11 protein-coding genes and 2 pseudogenes are annotated in these 15,827 nt (G+C 59.8%); 7 read left to right on the plus strand and 6 right to left on the minus strand.

Features of this window, described 5'->3' with window-relative positions; genetic code table 11:
• Position 1 precedes the first annotated feature (1 nt).
• From AC3WQS_RS23135 to AC3WQS_RS23150, 4 genes and pseudogenes are all read left to right on the plus strand, one after another.
• Complete coding sequence (locus tag AC3WQS_RS23135) at positions 2–1,681, plus strand: amidase (protein ID WP_354541539.1); 1,680 nt, start codon at positions 2–4, stop codon at positions 1,679–1,681.
• A gap of 215 nt (positions 1,682–1,896) precedes the next feature.
• Positions 1,897–2,031 (plus strand): hypothetical protein, encoded by a 135-nt coding sequence (locus AC3WQS_RS23140; protein ID WP_354541538.1) that lies wholly within the window; start codon positions 1,897–1,899, stop codon positions 2,029–2,031.
• 762 nt (positions 2,032–2,793) lie between these two features.
• Positions 2,794–4,227, plus strand: coding sequence for an amidase (locus tag AC3WQS_RS23145; RefSeq protein WP_492712528.1), 1,434 nt, complete (start codon positions 2,794–2,796; stop codon positions 4,225–4,227).
• Between the two features lie 109 nt (positions 4,228–4,336).
• Positions 4,337–4,974 (plus strand): annotated as a pseudogene (locus tag AC3WQS_RS23150) (helix-turn-helix domain-containing protein); the annotation flags it as partial.
• Positions 4,975–5,059: 85 nt separating this feature from the next.
• On the opposite strand, the gene AC3WQS_RS23155 reads toward AC3WQS_RS23150, so the two are convergent.
• From AC3WQS_RS23155 to AC3WQS_RS23165, 3 genes and pseudogenes are all read right to left on the minus strand, one after another.
• Positions 5,060–5,773 (minus strand): helix-turn-helix transcriptional regulator, encoded by a 714-nt coding sequence (locus tag AC3WQS_RS23155; protein ID WP_192712656.1) that lies wholly within the window; start codon positions 5,771–5,773, stop codon positions 5,060–5,062.
• Between the two features lie 40 nt (positions 5,774–5,813).
• Positions 5,814–6,191 (minus strand): annotated as a pseudogene (locus tag AC3WQS_RS23160) (integrase core domain-containing protein); the annotation flags it as partial.
• Between the two features lie 891 nt (positions 6,192–7,082).
• Positions 7,083–7,733: a TetR/AcrR family transcriptional regulator gene (locus tag AC3WQS_RS23165; RefSeq protein ID WP_192712654.1), complete on the minus strand. Its 651-nt coding sequence runs from the start codon at positions 7,731–7,733 to the stop codon at positions 7,083–7,085.
• A 456-nt stretch (positions 7,734–8,189) separates the two neighbouring features.
• Here AC3WQS_RS23165 and AC3WQS_RS23170 point away from each other — a divergent pair, with 456 nt between their 5' ends.
• Positions 8,190–9,389 (plus strand): saccharopine dehydrogenase family protein, encoded by a 1,200-nt coding sequence (locus AC3WQS_RS23170; protein ID WP_492712572.1) that lies wholly within the window; start codon positions 8,190–8,192, stop codon positions 9,387–9,389.
• A gap of 71 nt (positions 9,390–9,460) precedes the next feature.
• On the plus strand, positions 9,461–9,913 hold the full coding sequence (locus AC3WQS_RS23175; RefSeq protein WP_192712652.1) for a MaoC family dehydratase: 453 nt from the start codon (positions 9,461–9,463) through the stop codon (positions 9,911–9,913).
• A 615-nt stretch (positions 9,914–10,528) separates the two neighbouring features.
• Here the strand turns inward: AC3WQS_RS23175 and AC3WQS_RS23180 are convergent.
• From AC3WQS_RS23180 to AC3WQS_RS23190, 3 genes are all read right to left on the minus strand, one after another.
• Complete coding sequence (locus AC3WQS_RS23180) at positions 10,529–11,728, minus strand: acetyl-CoA C-acyltransferase (RefSeq protein WP_192712651.1); 1,200 nt, start codon at positions 11,726–11,728, stop codon at positions 10,529–10,531.
• Positions 11,729–11,959: 231 nt separating this feature from the next.
• Complete coding sequence (locus tag AC3WQS_RS23185; protein WP_192712650.1) at positions 11,960–13,756, minus strand: acyl-CoA dehydrogenase; 1,797 nt, start codon at positions 13,754–13,756, stop codon at positions 11,960–11,962.
• A gap of 25 nt (positions 13,757–13,781) precedes the next feature.
• Complete coding sequence (locus tag AC3WQS_RS23190; RefSeq protein WP_192712649.1) at positions 13,782–14,513, minus strand: SDR family NAD(P)-dependent oxidoreductase; 732 nt, start codon at positions 14,511–14,513, stop codon at positions 13,782–13,784.
• A gap of 251 nt (positions 14,514–14,764) precedes the next feature.
• Here AC3WQS_RS23190 and AC3WQS_RS23195 point away from each other — a divergent pair, with 251 nt between their 5' ends.
• Positions 14,765–15,376: a TetR/AcrR family transcriptional regulator gene (locus tag AC3WQS_RS23195; RefSeq protein ID WP_192712648.1), complete on the plus strand. Its 612-nt coding sequence runs from the start codon at positions 14,765–14,767 to the stop codon at positions 15,374–15,376.
• Positions 15,377–15,827 lie beyond the last annotated feature (451 nt).

A 15,827-nucleotide genomic window follows, 5' to 3' on the forward strand; every position in this document is an offset into this window, starting at 1 on the left:
AATGACGCACTTGACCGAAGCAGACGGCTCACCGAATTCTCTTACATTGGGGCGCCGCAGTTTTCTCGGGCTCGCGGCAACCGTCTCTGCCACCCTGGCGATGACCGCAGCCGCAACCACCCCCGCTGACGCCGAAGGATCGATCGAGTTTCCATCGTCCTCCGGGGGGCTCCCGCACAGTTCCGGATCTCTCGCCGCGGACGAGATCACACAACTCGATGCGGTCAGCCTCTCGCTGGCCATTCGCGACCGCCACGTCACATGTGTCGAGGTGATGGCGGCTTACCTCGATCGGATCGATCGCCTCAACCCGCATGTCAACGCGATCGTCAATCTCCGCCCACACGAGGAATTGCTCCTCGAAGCAGCGGAGAAGGACGCGCTACTCGAGGCCGGCAACTACCAGGGGTGGATGCACGGCTTTCCGCACGCAGTCAAGGATGCTGCCGATGCGAAGGGACTCAAGACGACTTACGGGTTCTTTCGGCCGCCCTTCGACACCGAACCCGCCACCGAGGATTCGGTTTCCATCGCCCGCATCCGCAGCGCGGGGGCGGTCATCATCGGCAAGACGAATATTCCCGAGTTCGGTCTCGGCTCGCACACGTACAACTCGGTTTTCGGCACTACCCGCAATCCCTACGATCTCACCCGAACCGCTGGTGGCAGCAGCGGCGGAGCCGCCGCTGCCCTCGCTGCACGCCTGGTCCCCGTCGCCGACGGCAGCGACTTCATGGGATCACTGCGCAATCCGGCCGGGTGGAACAATCTTTTCGGTCTTCGTCCTTCTTTTGGTGCAGTTCCCATCGCGGCCGCAAACGCGTTCACCAGCCACGGCGCAGTCGAAGGGCCGATGGCTCGCACGGCGAAAGACCTTGCCCTGCTTTATGACACGATGTCCGGATACGATCCTCGGGCTCCGTTGTCACTGCTCAGGCCACAGGGGCAATCCTTGGCCGATAACCTCGATCGAGATTTTACCGATGTGAGGCTGGCCTGGATGGGCGACCTCGGCGGCTATTTGCCCACCGAGCCCGGCGTCATTGAGATGTGCGAAACAGCACTGGCAAACATGGACGCCCTCGGCGTCTCCGTCGAATCCGTATCAGCGCTACCGAAGTCGACGGGCTTCAACGGCAGTGACGACCTGTGGCCCCTGTGGCTGACCTTTCGCCACTGGCACATCGGAGCCGAAATTGCAGACCTGTACCAGGTCCCTGAGATGGCGGCAGCGCTCAAAACCGAGGCCCGCTTCGAAATCGACGGTCTCCTGCACGGCCCGACCGGCCAAGGCCCGATTTCAGGATTGGACATATGGAACATGTCCCTCAAACGCACCGCCATGTACCGCGCATTCCTCGAACTCTTCGACACCTTCGATTACATCGCGCTACCCACGGCACAGGTCTTTCCCTTCCCAGTCGAAACGCACTGGCCGGCAACAGTCGATGGGGTCTCGATGTCGAGTTATCACCGATGGATGGAAACGACAACGATCGCTACTCTCATCGGCGCACCCGCGATCAGCATCCCTGCAGGATTCAACGCAGACGGGCTGCCTATGGGACTACAAATCCTGGCCCGCCCGCGTGCGGGGGATCTCCAATTGCTCCAACTCGCCCATGCGTGGGAACAACAAACACCGTGGGGACCGAAATCCGCCATACCTGATCCAACCTGATTGCGTCACTGCGCAACTCGCCAGCGCCGTGCCAGGAAATCCCGATCAACTGTCTGAGTGGCTGAACAAGATATCAAACGAACCAGCACGACCTGGTCGGCCCGTGCGACCACGTATGGGTCAACTCACCACCACGTCTCACGCGGCTCTGTCACGCGTGAGAAAGCAGATCCCGCGCTTCGCGGTTCTGCTCACACTATGAAAAGGAGATTGAAATGGGTTCATCAGAGTCCGATATGCAGACGCTCAACATCGTGGCTATGATCGCAGGAACAGCAGGCGCTGTGCTCGCCGGAATCGGAGCCGTCGCCGGCTTCGCAGCCTTCGCAGGAACCGGGGCCCTCAGCTAACAGTCCATCCCTTTGGCTGGACAGGCCAGAACACTCCACACCAAAGCCCCAGGTTTCGAACGATCCATCCGAAACCTGGGGTACGGGCCGTTGCTCCATCGCGAATTTCGCTGCAGGGCAATGAGTTGTATGGTTAGCCGGGTATTCATCGAAGGGCCAATTTCGCTCGGCCTCATGCGTGTCGCAGGGGCTGAGGGATGAGCCGATTCGGTCTCGATCAGCGATCACAATCGGTTCAGTCACTACGACTTTGCGCGTGTCCTATTTTCGGGAGTCGTTCGCTGCGCCCCGGCGGCAGTGCCCGTGGCGCAGCGGCCCATTTCCCGCACCCTTACCTCGGTACTGGCTGCGTCGAACATGTCCAACATGGGCGAGTGTGTCGACATTGACGCGCCGGACCAACGATGCATTCCTGGTCCTGGAGCGCCTCGATGCCGGGCATGAGGTTGCGTTGTCGGCGATGGCAGGCGTCGGGTGAGTGTGCTGTTCAGCCCGGTGCGATTCGCGAGTATATGAGGAGCGTTCAGTGAGGCGAACAGCCGAGCCAGGTTGCTACATGAGCAGGGGTTGAATCGTTGCCGCAGACTTCCGCATCTAATCTACGTGCGGCCATCTCGACGATTTGCCGCTTTGGTGCTGAACGCCTGCCGCGGGGGAGGACTGAAACCAGGTCCGATGCGTGGTATCGGTCACATGACCGATGGTGGCCGAGTTTGGCGCTTCCTAGCCTGAGAGCATTACCCCTCCGGCGAAGGAAATCCCATGACCGAACAGAATCTGCATTGGCTCTCCGCTACCGAGATGGCGGCGTCGGTCGCGTCGAACAGTCTCTCGCCCAACGAGATTGCCGAAGCGATGATCCAGCGCGTCGACGCCGTCAATCCGTCGATCAACGCGATAGTCCAGTTCGATCGCGAGCAGGTGACGCGCGATGCGGCCGAACTCTCACGGCAGCAGGAATCGGGCGAGAAGCTCGGCCCGCTGCACGGCGTGCCGTTCACGATCAAAGATCTGACGGCAGTGGACGGGCTGCCGACCACGTTCGGGATGAAGCAGGCGGCCGACAACATCGCGACGGGAAATGCCGTCGTCGTGGACAGGCTGCGTGGCGCCGGCGGACTGTTCCTGGGAAAGACGAATACTCCCGAAAGTGGTTACTACGGTGGCACGGACAACCACCTGTACGGGCCGACGCACAACCCGTGGAAGCTCGGCAACAGCGCGGGCGGGTCCAGTGGCGGTGCGTCGGCTGCTGTGGCTGCAGGCCTCGGGCCACTTGCCGAGGGCAGTGACGGTGCGGGATCGGTGCGTATCCCGTCGGCGCTCTGCGGGGTCGTCGGGTTGAAGCCGACCACCGGCGTCATCCCGCAGACCATCCTGGCCGGGCGCTTCTACAACTGGGCGTATCACGGTCCGATCACCCGGACTGTTGCCGACAACGCGCTGATGCTCGACATCATGGCCGGGCCGGACAATGCGGATCCGCTCTCGATCGAGCGTGCGGAGACCTCGTACGTCGAAGCGGCGAAGGGCGACGTGAAGGGGCTTCGCGTGGCGTGGTCGACGAATCTCGGTCTCGGCCATGTTGATCCGGAGGTGCTGGCGGTGTGTCTCGACGCGTTGTCGGCATTCGAGGAATTGGGTGCCCGGATCACCGAGGCGACCCCGCAGTGGGGAAATCCGTCGGAGTCGATGTGGAACGGCATCTGGGTTCCGGGTTTCGCTTCCGAATACGACTTGCTCGACTGGGAGAACCAGCGCGGCGAGGTCGACGACAACCTGATCGAGATCATGCACGAGGCCGAGCGGCTCACCGGTGTCGACGTCGGGCGGGCCGACGCATTCCGCGGCGTCATGTGGGACACGTGGACGACGTTCATGAACGACTACGACGTGTTGGTCTCGCCGACCTTGGCTTCGGCCACGTTCCCGCTCAGTCAGTTCGCGCCGTCGTGGCTCGAAGGTGCGTCGTTGCGTGAGCAGTTGCTCGATTGGCTCTTCACCTACCCGTACAACATGCTCAACAATCCGGCGATCACCGTGCCCGCTGGATTCACCGCCGACGGTCGACCGGTGGGGCTGCAGATCGCCGCACGTCACCGCCAGGACGCAGTGGTCCTGCGGGCTGCCGCGAACTTCGAAGCGGCACGTCCGTGGGCGGACAAGAAGCCGGCCGATTCACTGGCAATGGCCTAGCTGTTGTCGGTATGGGCGTTGCTGACGCGGGAATGAAGTAGACGGGCTGGCCCTTCGCGGCAGGATGGGAGTTGCGAAACAGACCATCACGAGCAAAGGGACCAGCCCTGTGCCACATCGTGATGCTCCGCTGACTGACGAGGAAAGAACGACGCCTCGTCGAGCGGTGCCGAACTCGTCCGATCGCGCACGTGGCGGCCGAAATGGGTATCTCCCGCCAATGCGCTTCCACCTGGTCAATCGGTATCGCAATTACGGCGAACTGGGATTACAGGACCGATCCAGCTCGCCCAACCACCACCCGACCGCCACAGCCGCGGAGGTCGTGGCCGGGATCAAATCCATGCGACGGACCCGGAAATGGTCGGCCTCACGAATCACGTTCGAGCTCCGCACCGACGGCATCGTCCTTGGTCGCCGGCCGGTCACGAAAATCCTGTTGGGCCTCGGCTTGAATCGTCGCCGGTTCATCGATCCGAAAGGCGAAAACAACCGAAAACCGCAAGTCATCAGCGCGAAACGATCCGGCCAGATGGTGACGTCGACATCAAGAAAGTTGGGAAGATCCCCGACGGCGGCGGATGGCGCGTTCACGGTCGCGGGTCCGAGCAGGCCAAGCGATCGAGGCGACGCGAGGCGCGATCGAAGCAGCCTCGCCTCGGTTACATCTACCTGCATTCCGCGATCGACGGCGTCACCCGTTTGGCGTACACCGAAGCCAGGAACAACGCAACCGCCGCAACAGCCCGGCCGCAAACGTGAAACGCAAGTTGTGAACAGAATGGGGGAGGCAAAAATGGGTGATAGTAGGGCTCCCCTCGCACAGCGTCACTCAGGACTCGATCAGACCCCACTTGGCGGCGCGCACCGCTGCCTGAACCCGTGAATTGGTTCCGGTCTTGACGAAGATGTTCTCGAGGTGGGTGGCGACGGTGCGACGGCTGACGAACAGCTCCTCAGCGATCTCGACATTGCCCGCACCCTTGGCCACCAATTGCAGTACTTGAATCTCCCGTGGGCTCAGATGGACACGATCGAGCGCCACCTGGTCTCCCACGACGCGCGAGCAGGCTGCGCTGGACGCCGCCACCACCTCCCGTACGCGATCGACGACGCCGGAATCCGCGAAGCTCATGTGCAGTAATCCGGTCACCTCACGGCCTGAGAACCCCAATGCGACCGACGCGCCCTCGGCGTACCCGGACGGCCGCAGAACGTCGGTGACCATCTCGGTCTGCTCGAATCGTGGCACGTCCTGCCAGAAAACCGGCACACCTGAGGCCTCGCGAACAATGGAGAAATCGCGGTCAGTGACGAAGTCGTCGAGCAGGACCTCGAGCACCCTGGCGTCGTATCCGGAACTCGCCAGGGCCCGATGCCGTCCGGTCGACGGGTCTCGGTAGGTGACCGCGGCAGCCGAGTACGCCAGTCCACGTGCGCGGAGTTCTTCGGCGCACAGGCCGAGAATGCCGTACGCCCCGGCCGCCGGCGATCGCGGCGCGAACATGTCAGGTCCAGCGCCGCGATCAGGCAGTACAGACGTCATCAGACCAATCTAGCCAATTGTGTGAGCTATGTGAGCTATAGGTGTACGAGGAACGGTCGTTGGTGACGCGGTGCCGGCCGTAAGAGGCGGGCGGTCGTCCTCCGCGTGCTGAATGCGGTCGATGGTAGTTGCAGTGAATATTCCACACCTCGACGGCGATGCGGCGTTGCTGCTCGCTGGTGTACTCACGGGAGTACAACAGTTCTTCGGCGAGGATGCGGTTGTACCGTTCTACTTTCCCATTGTGTTTCGGGGTGTACGGCCTGATCCGTTGGTGTCGAGAGGTTCCGAGCGAAGCTGTGAAATCTGTTGCCCGGTAGCATGATCCGTCGTCCGTGATCATCCGTTCGATCCGGGTGATTCCGTGTGCGGCGAAGAAGAGTCGGGCGTTGTTCATGAAATCGATCACCCCGATCGCAGACGATGAAGAGGTTCACAACGTCGTTGCTGCCAAGCGGAGCTCCCAGCGAGGGTGCCATCGAGTTGCGGATGAGTCGTTGGTGAGCGTGGGTGCAGTTCTGATCAGTTGCCCAATTTTCCTAGTGGCATTCGAGGACGGTCGGTATGCAGGTGCCAAATGCGTTGTTGAAAAGTGAGAATAGCGTGCGCGTTGCTTGACCAGAGCATTCCCGCTCGGTGATCGGGACGGCGTAAAGAATTTTTCCAGATGGTCGTTGCGCAGTGCTGGACAATGGAAGAAGGTGAAAAATCCGGCATGTCATTTGGCGTCGGCGGTGGTTGGATGAAACAATCGAAGGGTGAATCTCACAATGATCGGCCGCGCATGTCTGGGAGTGTGAGGTGCACGGGCATCTGGTGGATGCTTGCGAGTTTTTTGGGAATTTTCGACAGTGAAGAGCAAGAAGGGCATTTCAGTACTGGCCCGCTCTATGTCGAAGGTCTGAAAGTTGGGTTCAGGTATAGACGGGAGCTACCACTAGGTATTCTTGCAGTGAGATCTAATGTTGGTGGCGGAAGCTGTCAGAGTTAGTGAACTCGTTCGTTGGGGTCGCCGCTGATGGGCGACTGCTTTCGCTTGCCAGAGTCGTGCCGCGCACCTGTCGATGGAGCCGACAGCCCCGGACGAGACGCCTCGCGGCATTACTTGAACTGTTCCGTGCGATGAGGTCCAGTCTGCCTGGTGAGGCCGTTGTCGGGGCAATATTGGCTGGCGGCGGCGCTGTGTTGGTATCAAAGTTGAAATTTGGAAATTCTTCTTATTTTGAGGGATATTTCCCTGATCGAAGAGTCTTCATATCGGGTACCGCGGCTGCCAGCCGTAGAGAAGACATCTCAGCGAATGTCTATTTCATTCTGGCATATGAAAGTGTGGTGTGTCGTCGTAGCCCGCTGCCTGCAATACTGCTGTTACCCACGAATGCGGGATCGATCGATCCTCGGTCAGGCGGTCCATCAATATCGGGTCTAGAATGGCATGCAGGCTCGATCCGTCTGCGATAGCTGCAATGTCCGCCGCTATTCGAGCCGAGTCGGCCCCAGGTGGTAAACCACCCGATTCCGTGATTCGGTCAACGCATCGCGCAATGACTCGACGCCAGTTTTCAAGATACCGGCGCATTTCAGCTGAGAATAGATCGTCAGTCGTCGTTGCGGCCCGCGCGTAGTAAAATAGGAATATTCGTTGAAGCGCTAAGCGCGAATGGCCCACAGGTAGAGATTCATAGATGATCTCAGTAATCTTGTCGAGATCCGAAAGTGACGTATCTTGCGAAGCTTTTCGAAAACTCTCCCCTGCAAGCTCGGCGGCCCGGCGGAGTGCGAGTAGTAGCAATTCATCTCTGCTGCCCCCGTAGTGGCTTAGTATGCCCGTCGACCACCCCGAGACGCGGGCGACCTCACGCAAAGTCACGCCGTCGATCCCCACGCGGGCGATGAGATCGAGTACCGCATCAGCGATCTCCTTTCGGCGCTCGTCGTGATCCACAATTTTCGGCACCATCCACCCCTCATGGCAAATATTTTCGAACGTTCGACTTAGAAAACCCTAGTGGGCGGCGGTGACGCGCGGGGTCCGGGCTCGGGTCATCAGTCACCGCCAGTGCTTTGAGGCATTCCACTTCATACTAGATTTAACTTGCACGTGTGATATATAATCGGACTACGTCTCGCTGGTGGACGACGGAGGTTGTGCCAACGGGCGATGGTGTGCAGCACGGTGATCGGTTCATGGGGTGGTGCAGGTTTGTTGCGCTGCGACTGCGGGGCGGAGCCGTCAGTCGGCGACCGCGGATCTCGCCCGAGCCTTCTATGACGGGTGCTGTACAGCCACAACCCGCCCAGTGTTACCGCGGTCCGCGCATGAGCGTGCATTCGTGGCCGCACACTGCGCGAATGCAGAACCGTAGAGATCGAATTCTCTTTCGAGCCCTTGCCAATCAATGGAGGTTTGCTGAAAATGTCCCAGTGTCTAGATCGCACTCTGCGAGTGGTCGTGATCGGAGGTGCAGGACAGATGGGCCGGCACACAGTCCGTGCGCTTGCCACTTACGACGAGATTGAACGAATTGACATCGCTGATCTTGATATAGATCGGGCATCGAAACTCGCACGCGAAGTTGGTCCCAAGGCATTTGCGGTCCAGGCGAACGCTACGGATCGGGACGATCTCGAACGCGTATTCCGTGATGTTGATGTCGTACTCAATACGATGGGTCCCTTCGCTCGATTCGGACGTCTCATCCTCGAGACCGCACTAGAGATGGGGTGCAACTACCTCGATATCGACGACGACTGGGAGGCCACCGTTGAAGCATTCGAGCTTGACGGGCTTGCCGCCGATCGCAATTTGACGGCAGTGATCGGGCTTGGAATGAGCCCCGGTATCACCAACTTGCTTGCTGTAGAAGCCGGCAAACGACTCGACATCGTCGACACTGCGCTTACTGGGTGGAAGCTAGCCAGTAGTGGGGTCGTGCCCGAAGCCGCGTATGACATGCCGGGGGCGGGATCGGCTGCGATGCAGCATTGGATGCTTCAGTGCAGTGGCACGGTTCGGAGTTGGCGCAACGGAGAGCTGACCGATGTGGCGCCACTGGAGCGTGGAATTGTCAACTTTCCCAGTCTAGGTAAACAGACAGTTGTTTCTTGCGGACATCCAGAGCCGATTACCCTTCCTCGGGTTTTTCCTCACCTCATCGAATCAAGCAATGTGATGTCAGGCCCCGATTGGCTCTTCGAACACGTGGCGGAAATCGCGAGATCCTATGACCGCGAAGAGATCGACCTATTCGAGGCAGCGAAGTTGGTCGCGAGCGCTGAACGACCCGCAGACCCGTCGCTCACGCCCAAAGACCCGTTCCCACGAGTATGGGCGTATGTGGAGGGACTCACCGGTTCTGAGCGGCGGGCGGCTGTGGCCTACCTGACAGCATGGCCGCCCTACGTAATGGGGGGAATGACTGGATATCCCCTCGCGGTCGGGGCCAAGATGCTCGCGCTGGGACAGATCGACGCCAAGGGGGTCTCAGCACCTGAGCAAGCTGTCGACCCTCGGACCTTTTTCGCGCATCTCGGCAGCCTGACAGATCCGATCAGGCCCAATGTTGATGAACTGCTTGTCGTCGAGATGGCCGAGCCGGGCTACGTGCGGCTGTGAATTTGTACCCGCGGGAGTGAAGTAGCGGCGAAATTTGATACGACGAAGTGTGAAATTGGAGAGCGAGACTCATGAGAAATTTTGGCAATCTTGGTGAATTTGCAGCAGCGGTCGGTGAGGAGCTCGGAACGAGTGAATGGTTGACGATCACGCAGGCGCGTGTCGATCAATTTGCTGAAGCGACGGATGACCACCAGTGGATCCACACAGACCGTGAAAGATCCGCCGAGGGCCCGTTCGGTACGACTGTCGCTCACGGATACCTGACCCTTTCCCTGATCCCACGGTTTGAGTCGGAGATCTTCACTGTCGAGGGTCTGTCGATGGCGCTCAATTACGGGTCGGAATCTGTTCGGTTTCCCTCACCCGTGCCGGTGGGTTCACGAGTACGAGCGATTGCCTCACTCGAGCATGTGGAATGGGGTCAACACGGTTTGCGTGCAACTGTCAAGTTCGTCGTTGAGAGAGAGGGCGAAGAGAAGCCAGTGTGTGTCGCACGCACCTTGTCTGTCCTCGCTGAGTGATTGGTGAGATTGAGGGTCGCCCAGAGTGACGAGTTGAGCGACGCTCACTGCTGAGACCTGACGATTACGCGGTAGAGCAGCGATGGTTACCTGGGTGCGACAACCGTGGCCGGGCATTCGAAAAGTGGTCATCCGCCGCCACAGTCGGTGTTTCGGCTGTCTGGGTGACGGTACCAATCCGAAAAATGCTGATGCATCGCTGCAATCTGCAGAATCCAAGAAGGGTCGAGCTGGGATCGCCCGGGCCGCTTGTATTTAGGTGGACTGTCTCAGTCTATCGCCGCGGACAGGTGGCCGTACATCTCGCGAACTGTCAGGGCAGGACAAGGGTCTGCCAGTTCGACGCAAACGAATATTGGGTAGACAGGCGGCGCTCCGAGTTGCGCGCAAGAATCTAGCAGAGGCATGAATTCCATCCCTGGAACAGTCTCGGTTCGATCTCGTATGCGGGTGATCGCCCTGTCGCGCGATCACCCGCACCCAACCGTTCTCGCTGCGGCGGGAACCATCACTTGAATCGCCCTTTCCGACTGAGCGTGACGGCGCTAGCCGGTATGGTGCGACGTCCAGCCTGATGTTTTGCTCGTCGAGGGCAACCGTGGATGAGGTTGCCAGTTAGGCTGTTTCGAAAAGTCCTGCGGCCCCCATACCGCCACCGACACACATGGATACGACTGCGAATTGTTCGCCGCGGCGCTGCGCTTCGAGTAGTGCATGGCCAACTGCGCGCGCACCGGTCATTCCGTAAGGATGGCCGAGGGCAATTGCGCCACCATTCACATTGCATTTTGTCGGATCGATGCCGATTGTGTCGCCGCAGTAGGCGGCTTGGGCGGCGAACGCTTCATTGAGTTCCCAGACACCGATGTCGTCCACCGTCAGGCCGTGTTGCTTGAGCAGCTTCGGTATCGCCGCGATTGGGCCGATACCCATTTCGTTCGGGGCACAGCCAGTGACTGCAATCCCGCGGTAATACCCAAGAGGGGTAAGGCCATTGGCTTTGGCGAAGTGTTCGTCGACTATGACGTTCATGGATGCGCCGTCGGATAGTTGAGAGGCGTTGCCTGCGGTGACAGTAGGAGCATCCACGACTTCACCAGGCTTCAGGACGGTTTTGAGTCCGGTAAGCCCGTCGAGAGTGGTCGACGGGCGCACCCCTTCGTCTCGCGTGAGAGTGACCTCGATTTCTCGCTGCTCACCGGTGACCTTGTCGACTTCGATCTTGACAACGGTGATCGGAGCGATCTCCGCGTCGTAGATTCCGTTGTTTTGTGCTTGTGCGGCACGGCGGTGAGACTCAAATGCCATCTGGTCCTGGCGATCCCGGCTTACGCCGTATCGCGTTGCTACAATCTCGGCTGTGTGAAGCATGGGCATGTAAATCCCGGGAGCATTCGCTTCGAGCCAGGCGTCGCGTGCGCGATATTTGTTGACATGCGCATTTTGAACGAGCGAAATCGACTCGACGCCACCGCCAATGGTGGCCCGCATGCCGTCTACCAGAACCTGTTTTGCGGCGATTGCGACAGCCATAAGTCCGGAGGAGCACTGCCGATCTACGGTCATTCCGGGGACAGCTACCGGGAGGCCGGCGCGGAGTGCCGCCTGCCTGGCTATGTTGAAGCCGGTCGAGCCTTCGGGAAGCGCGCAACCGAGGATTACATCTTCGATGTCGGAGGGGTCGAGGCCAGCGGTACTCAGTGCGTGTTTGATCGCATGTGCTGCGAGTTCTTGACCTTGGGTGTTGTTGAACGCTCCTCGGTAGGCTTTGCCGATGGGGGTACGTGCTGTGGACACAATTGCCGCACGGGTCATGATCTCTCCTGTATATCTGGTACGTACGATTTGATGTGCTTCGGGTTGGTGGACAGATGTTTTCGGGTGACTAGCTCGGTTGTGGCGGAACGCACAGTGATATGAGGAGGCCGTCGGGACGGTGGCCATCCAGACTTGCGACCCCTTCCATGGGTTTCGGTTTCTTTGCCCTGTGATGATTCGAGGCGATGAGGAACTCGTCGAGAGCTCATGTGCAATGCCTCATCCGACTCAGAACCAGCTGGGGTTCATGTCGAGAGTGGTCCGATCAAGGCGCGCCAACAGATCCAATTGCGGTGCGACTTTCGGTAGCTCATGACGATAGAAATAGCGGGCGGCATGGCGCTTTCCGTCGTAGAAGTCGCCGTCCTTGCCGACGACCGCGGTGAGCTGTTCGAGCCACATCCATGCAATCACTGTGTGTCCGAATACCTCCAGATACACCGACGAGTTCGCCAACGATATCGCCGCGTCATCCGTCGAGCGCAAGATCGTCGTCACCTCGACCATACGGTTCCACGCCGAATCGAGTTCGTCCGCGTAACTCGCTGTCTCGCCCCCGAGAAGCCTGCTGCGTTCGATGGTCGAGGCAACCTTTGATCCGAGCAGGACCAAGCCGGCACCGTCGCGCATGGTGACCTTACGACTCAGCAGGTCTAGTCCTTGAATGCCATGGGTACCTTCGTGAATCGGGTTCAAGCGGTTGTCGCGGTAATGCTGTTCGACGTCGTAGTCGCGGGTGTAGCCGAATCCGCCGTGGACTTGAATGGCGAGGCTGTTGGCTTCGAGGCACCATTGTGATGGCCAACTCTTCGCGATCGGGGTCAGGATGTCGAGGAGCAAACTTGCTTCGTCAGCGGTTGCTGCATCTTCGACGGTTTCGTGCTCGTCAACCAACCTGGAGCAGTAGAGACCAAGGGCCAGAGCGCCTTCGACGTAGGACTTCTGTGCGAGCAGCATGCGGCGGACATCGGCGTGGTCGATGATCGGAACCGGCGAAGAAGACGGGTTCTTGGCTCCGAGCGGGCGTCCCTGGGTTCGTACCTTCGCGTACTCGAGCGATTTCAGATAGCCGACATAACCGAGTGAGGTGGCGAGGAAACCGACACCGATCCTGGCCTCGTTCATCATATGAAACATATACGACAGACCCCGGTGTTCCTGCCCCACGAGGAATCCCACAGCGCCGGATTGTCCTGCCGGGGAATGTGTTCCATCGCCAAATGCCAGCAGCGTGTTGGTGGTGCCGCGGTTACCCATCTTGTGGTTGAGGCCCATCAGCGTGACGTCGTTGCGTTCACCGACACTGCCGTCTACGCCGGGAAGAAATTTCGGGACGATGAACAACGAGATGCCTTTGACTCCGGGGCCGCCGCCCGGGGTCTTTGCCAGCACCAGGTGCACGATGTTCTCGGTGAGTTCGTGGTCACCTCCCGAGATCCACATCTTCGTGCCGGTCAACTTGTAGCTGCCGTCCTCCTGCGGGATCGCCCGGGTGGTGATGTCCGCCAGCGACGACCCAGCCTGGGGTTCGGAGAGGCACATCGTGCCGAAGTACCGGCCCTCGAGCATCGGGCGAAGGTAGTCGTCGATCTGCTGTTCGGTGCCGTAAGCCGCGATCAGGTTGGCGTTGGCAATGGTCAGGAACGGATATGCGGCGGTGCCTGCATTGGCGGCCTGGAACCAGGCCATCGCCGCCCGCGCCACAGTGGCGGGTAGTTGCATACCTCCGACGCTCTCGTCGAATTGCCCCGCCATCAGCCCCGACGCAGCGTAGGCGGCGAGGGCGGTTTTGACCTCGCCGATCATGTCGATGGTGCCGTCGGAGCGCAGGGTCGGCTCCTGAGCGTCGGCCTTCTTGTTGTGCGTGGCGAAATGCTTGTGCGCGATGTTCGCGCTGAGGTCGAGCACCGCATCGAAAGTATCCTTCGAATGTTCGGCGAAGCGTGTGCGGGAGGTCAGCGAGGTGACATCGAGCCATTCGTAGAGCAGGAAGTCGATGTCGCGCCGGGAGAGTACATCGGTCATGGGTTCATCCGTTCGGAAAGTGGTGTCACATGGAGACCCCGCCGTCGACCGGAAGGACGACGCCAGTGATGTAGCCGGCTTCCTCGGAAGCCAGGAAGCAGATGGCATCGGCCATCTCGGAAGGGTCTGCGAACCGTGAGATCGGTCCGGTGAGTTCGGCGATCTTGTCCGCGGGAATCGATGCGGTCATCCGCGTGGCGGCGTTCGGCGAGATGGCGTTGACAGTGACACCGAACGCCGCCAGTTCCTTCGCAGCGGTCTTGGTGAATCCGATGATCCCGGCCTTCGCGGTGGCATAGTTCGCTTGGCCCCGGTTGCCGTGCAGTCCGGTGTACGAGGTGATGTTGACGACGCGCCCAAACTCCTGCTTCCGGAAGTGCGGTACACATGCCCTCGTGAAGCGAAATGTCCCGCCGGCGTGGACGTTCAGGACCTGATTCCAGTCGTCGTCGGTCAGCTTCCACAGCACCTTGTCGCGCAGGATGCCCGCGTTGTTGACGAGGATGTCGATTCGGCCGGTCTCGTCGATCACGGTGGAGACGACCCGTTCGACGTCGTCGGTGTTACTGACGTCGGCGGGGATACCGATGGCGCCGACGTCACGGGCGGCCTTGTCGAGTTCGGCCTTGTCGAAGTCCACCATGAAGACGGTGGCTTTGGCTTCGGCGAAGTGGCGTGCCAGTGCCTGGCCGATGCCGCGGGCTGCGCCGGTGACGATGACCGATTTGCCGGTGAAGTCGTAAGTGATGTTGCCCATTGATGTTTCCTTCTCCTGGTTCAGATGCTCGACACCGATGGATGCTCAGTCCGCCTCCGGCGTACCGGACTTTGAGGTTGCCCCGAGGCTAATCTGGGGTTCTGGAGCGGCCTGCTCGTGTTACATCTGCGAGGGCGGTGGGTCACGTGCGAAAGAAAAATATGCAGATGCATATTTTCTATGCACTTGCATATACTGACCTTGTAGACGGATACCTGTCAAGGCCCAGCCGATCGAGAGGAAACCCGGCGATGAGTACGCCCACGCACCATTGCGTCAGTGAGGTGGGTACATCAAAGGCCGCCGCACGTATACGCGCGGCGGCAATCGAGGTATTCGCAGCTAAGGGGTACGGTGCGACAACCACTCGCGAGATTGCCGCGAATCTGGATCTCAGTGCCGGGGCTGTCTATCCCCATTACAAGACCAAAGAGTCTCTACTGTTTGCCATCAGTCTGGAAGGACACGATGCAGCGCTCATCGCCGTTGAGCAGGCTGATCAGCCCGCCGCATCACCGGTGATCAGATTGGCCGCCATCGTCGCCGCCTATGTGAAGTGGCACGCAGACAATCGCGCGCTCGCGCGAGTCGTGCAATACGAACTGCGTTCGCTCTCGAACGAGCATTTCAATGTCATCGCGGACATCAGGCGGTCGACATCGAGGGTGTTCACCCGAGTTATCGAGGCTGGTGACGCGTCAGGTGACTTTCAGACAGTCGACGTGGAGGCAGCCGCACTCGCTATCACCTCGCTTGGGGTCGACGTCAGTCGATGGTTCCCGTCCAACACCTATTCGGAGCCCGACGCACTTGCGGCACGCTACGTAGAATTGGCTCTTCGGATGGTCGGTGCGACCCCTTGACTTCCAGACGTCGACAGGCAGTGCCAAATGGGTTCCAGCGCTTAGGTGTTCGTCGGCGAACGAAGCATGATCTTGATAGTGGGGTTTCTACATTGAGTCCGATTTCGCACGGCGGTGTACGTCCCACAGGCCCTTCGACAACTCTTTCGGGCGTCGGGGAGCTGACACTCGATATATACGTGGAGGATCATTCCTCCGAATCACTGGCAAGTGTTTGGGCGAGCGTTTGTCGGGAGAGGTCGATGGTTGTCGGTGGGAGACAGTCTGTCTCCGCAGTTCGAGATTGCCGCATCCCGATCGTACGGCTGATGGGTGAGCTACAAGCGCGTTGCTCGCCTGTTCCTGGTAGCTGAAGAGCCGGAGTCGTATCTGTTTGTCACCCCAAACCGGTGGAGAAAGCGCTGCGGTCCGGTTCAGGTCGTATTGTTCTGCCTCCGACGGCCTGTTAGCC

The organism is Rhodococcus sp. FW305-130, assembly GCF_058788335.1.

Bases quoted from the DNA above. Each gene is read 5' to 3' on its own strand.
- AC3WQS_RS23135 (WP_354541539.1), top strand. From the start codon at position 2: ATGACGCACTTGACCGAAGCAGACGGCTCACCGAATTCTCTTACATTG.
- AC3WQS_RS23140 (WP_354541538.1), top strand. From the start codon at position 1,897: ATGGGTTCATCAGAGTCCGATATGCAGACGCTCAACATCGTGGCTATG.
- AC3WQS_RS23145 (WP_492712528.1), top strand. From the start codon at position 2,794: ATGACCGAACAGAATCTGCATTGGCTCTCCGCTACCGAGATGGCGGCG.
- AC3WQS_RS23155 (WP_192712656.1), bottom strand. From the start codon at position 5,773: ATGACGTCTGTACTGCCTGATCGCGGCGCTGGACCTGACATGTTCGCG.
- AC3WQS_RS23165 (WP_192712654.1), bottom strand. From the start codon at position 7,733: ATGGTGCCGAAAATTGTGGATCACGACGAGCGCCGAAAGGAGATCGCT.
- AC3WQS_RS23170 (WP_492712572.1), top strand. From the start codon at position 8,190: ATGTCCCAGTGTCTAGATCGCACTCTGCGAGTGGTCGTGATCGGAGGT.
- AC3WQS_RS23175 (WP_192712652.1), top strand. From the start codon at position 9,461: ATGAGAAATTTTGGCAATCTTGGTGAATTTGCAGCAGCGGTCGGTGAG.
- AC3WQS_RS23180 (WP_192712651.1), bottom strand. From the start codon at position 11,728: ATGACCCGTGCGGCAATTGTGTCCACAGCACGTACCCCCATCGGCAAA.
- AC3WQS_RS23185 (WP_192712650.1), bottom strand. From the start codon at position 13,756: ATGACCGATGTACTCTCCCGGCGCGACATCGACTTCCTGCTCTACGAA.
- AC3WQS_RS23190 (WP_192712649.1), bottom strand. From the start codon at position 14,513: ATGGGCAACATCACTTACGACTTCACCGGCAAATCGGTCATCGTCACC.
- AC3WQS_RS23195 (WP_192712648.1), top strand. From the start codon at position 14,765: ATGAGTACGCCCACGCACCATTGCGTCAGTGAGGTGGGTACATCAAAG.